We start from the raw sequence: 2,756 nt of genomic DNA on the forward strand, positions 1-2,756 counted from the left end.
CCCCGCCTGCAGGAGGACCCGTGACCGTCAGCGACGCCGACCCCTTCAGCGACGAGGTGCTGGCCGAACCCGGTGCGCTGCACGCCGAGCTGCGCGACGCCGGCCCCGTCGTCCTCCTGCGCCGCTACGGCGTGCACGCCCTGGCCCGCTACGAGCAGGTGCACGCCGCGCTCGTCGACTGGCAGTCCTTCGCGTCGGGCGCGGGCGTGGGGCTGAGCAACTTCCGGCGGGAACCGCCGTGGCGGCCGCCCAGCCTGCTGCTGGAGACGGACCCGCCCCACCACGACGCCCCGCGCGTCGTGCTGGAACGCGTGCTGTCGCCGCGCGCTCTGCGTGGCCTGCGGGCGCGGTGGACGGCCGACGCCCACGCCCTGGTGGACGAGGTGCTGCAGCAGGAGGAGTTCGACGCGGTGCCGGCGCTCGCGGAGGCGTTCCCCCTGCGCGTGTTCCCCGACGCGGTCGGCATCGGCGAGCAGGGCCGCGAGCACCTGCTGCCGTACGGCGACCACCTGTTCAACGCGTTCGGCCCGGCCAACGACCTGGTCGCGCGCGGGAACCCCCGCCGCGCGGAGCGGGCGGCCTGGGTCGACGCGCAGTGCGCCCGGGACGCGCTGCGCCCCGGCGGGTTCGGCGCCGCCATCTGGGCCGCGGCCGACCGCGGCGACATCACGCCCGCGCAGGCGCCGCTGGTCGTGCGCTCGCTGCTGTCGGCCGGGGTCGACACGACCGTGCAGGGCCTCGCGGCCCTCCTGCACGCGGTCGCGACCCACCCCGCGCAGTGGGCGCGGCTGCGCGCGGAACCCGGCCTGGCCCGGGTCGCCTTCGACGAGGCCGTGCGCTGGGCCTCGCCCGTGCAGGTGTTCTTCCGCACCGCCACGGGGGAGGTGCGCATCGGCGGGGCCGTCGTCGGGGACGGCGAGAAGATCCTCATGTTCCTGGGCGCGGCGAACCGCGACCCGCGCCGCTGGGACCGGCCCGACGAGTTCGACCTGACCCGCGACCCCTCGGGGCACGTGGGGTTCGGCATGGGGCTGCACCAGTGCGTCGGCCAGCACGTCGCGCGGCTGGAGGCCGAGGCGGTGCTCGGTGCGCTGCTGGAGCGCGTCGGGTCCCTGGATCTCGCCGGCACCCCGCGGCGGCACCTCAACAACACGATGCGGGCGTGGGGGTCGCTGCCCCTGCGGGTGCGCCGTGCGTGAGCGTCAGGCGGCGGCGGGCTCCCGGTGGGCGCGGAGGTCGAACACCGCGTAGGCGGCGACGACCGCGAAGCACGCGGCCGGCACGAGGTAGGCGGTGGTCGCGCTGGTCGCGTCGATCACACCGCCGTGCACGAGCGGCAGGAGGGCGCCGCCGAGGATGGCCATGACGAGGCCGGCCGCACCGAACTTCGTGTCCTCGCCGAGCCCCTCCAGCGCGATCCCGTAGATGGTGGGGAACAGCAGCGACAGGCACAGCGACAGGGCGACGACGGCGAGGAGGCCCACCAGGGTGGGCACGAGGACGGCCACGGTGCACAGCACGAGGGCGAGCACCGTCATGCACAGCATGAGGAACGAGGCCCGCACGAAGCCCATGAGCCACACCATGAGGAACCGCGAGACCAGGAAGACGAGGAGGCTGGCCTGCAGCCAGGCGCCCTTGTCGGACGGACTCCCCCCGACGGCCTCGGCGGCGTACTGCAGGGTGAACGTCCAGACGCAGGTCTGCGCCCCGACGTTGAAGAACTGGGCGATGACCCCGAACCGGTAGTGGCGGTTGGCCAGCAGCCGCCGGGCCGTGGCCAGCAGGTGCGTCTCGTGGCCCTCCTGGACCTCGGTCCCCATGTGGTCGGGCATCTTCGTGACGGCGATGCCGATCCAGATCAGCGCGAGCAGGAGGCCGACGCCCAGGTAGGGCCGCATGACCGCGTTGAGCTCGACGGACTGGATGGCGCGCAGCGCTTCGGCGCCCATGGCGGCGCGCTGCTCGGCCGTCGCGGGGTCCATGTTCGGCAGGATGAACACGGCCGCCAGCAGCACCCCGAGGTTCGTCCCCACGGGGTTGAACGCCTGCGCGAAGTTCAGGCGACGGGTCGCGGTCGCCTCGGGGCCCATCGCCATGACGAACGGGTTGGCCGAGGTCTCGAGGATCGACAGGCCGCCCGCGAGGGCGAACAGGGCCAGCAGGAACATCCCGTACGTCATGACCTGCGTCGCGGGGTAGAACAGCGCCGCCCCGCCCACCGCGAGGCCCAGGCCCAGCAGGACGCCCGTCTTGTAGGAGAAGCGGCGGTTGATGAAGGCCGCGGGCAGCGCGAGGCAGAAGTAGGCGCCGTAGTAGGCGAACTGCACGAGCGCCGACTGAAAGTTGCTCATGCTGAACACCGTCTTGAACACGCTGACCATCGGGTCGGTCATGTTCGCCGCGGTGCCCCACGCCACGAAGCACGTGACGAGGAGGATGAACGGGACCTTCGCCCCCCGGTGCAGGAAGCGCTGCTCACCCTCCACCGAGACGTCGTCCGTGCGCACGGAGCGTTCTGCGGCCACGTCGTCCTCCCCCGTCGTCAGCGACCTGGGCAGGAGCGGGAGGGCCGGACCGGGACGTCCGTACCGGCACCTCGGGCTCGTCGCCAGGGGTCGTGTCTAGCACTGCCGGGGAGTTCGCTCCACTCGTGCTGAGGGCGTCGGACCCGCGCGGGCCCGGTCGAGAGGCTCAGTCGCGGGGGCGGCGGGGGGCCGGGAGGACGACGACCGCGCTGCCGCGCGAGGCGGGGA

At 73.7% G+C, this 2,756-nt stretch carries 2 protein-coding genes; one reads left to right on the forward strand and one right to left on the reverse strand.

Annotated elements, in window-relative coordinates; translation table 11 throughout:
- Positions 1–20: 20 nt before the first annotated feature.
- Entirely contained in the window at positions 21–1,199 is a 1,179-nt protein-coding gene (locus GTR02_RS24780; protein WP_166609438.1) for a cytochrome P450, read from the forward strand.
- Between the two features lie 3 nt (positions 1,200–1,202).
- Here the strand turns inward: GTR02_RS24780 and fucP are convergent, their stop codons facing one another.
- A complete protein-coding gene (gene fucP, locus GTR02_RS21120) occupies positions 1,203–2,489 on the reverse strand; it encodes an L-fucose:H+ symporter permease (RefSeq protein ID WP_166609439.1) in 1,287 nt (428 codons plus the stop codon).
- Between the last annotated feature and the right edge of the window lie 267 nt (positions 2,490–2,756).

The sequence above is a fragment of the Kineococcus siccus genome (assembly GCF_009906795.1).
Classification (GTDB): Bacteria; Actinomycetota; Actinomycetes; order Actinomycetales; family Kineococcaceae; genus Kineococcus; species Kineococcus siccus.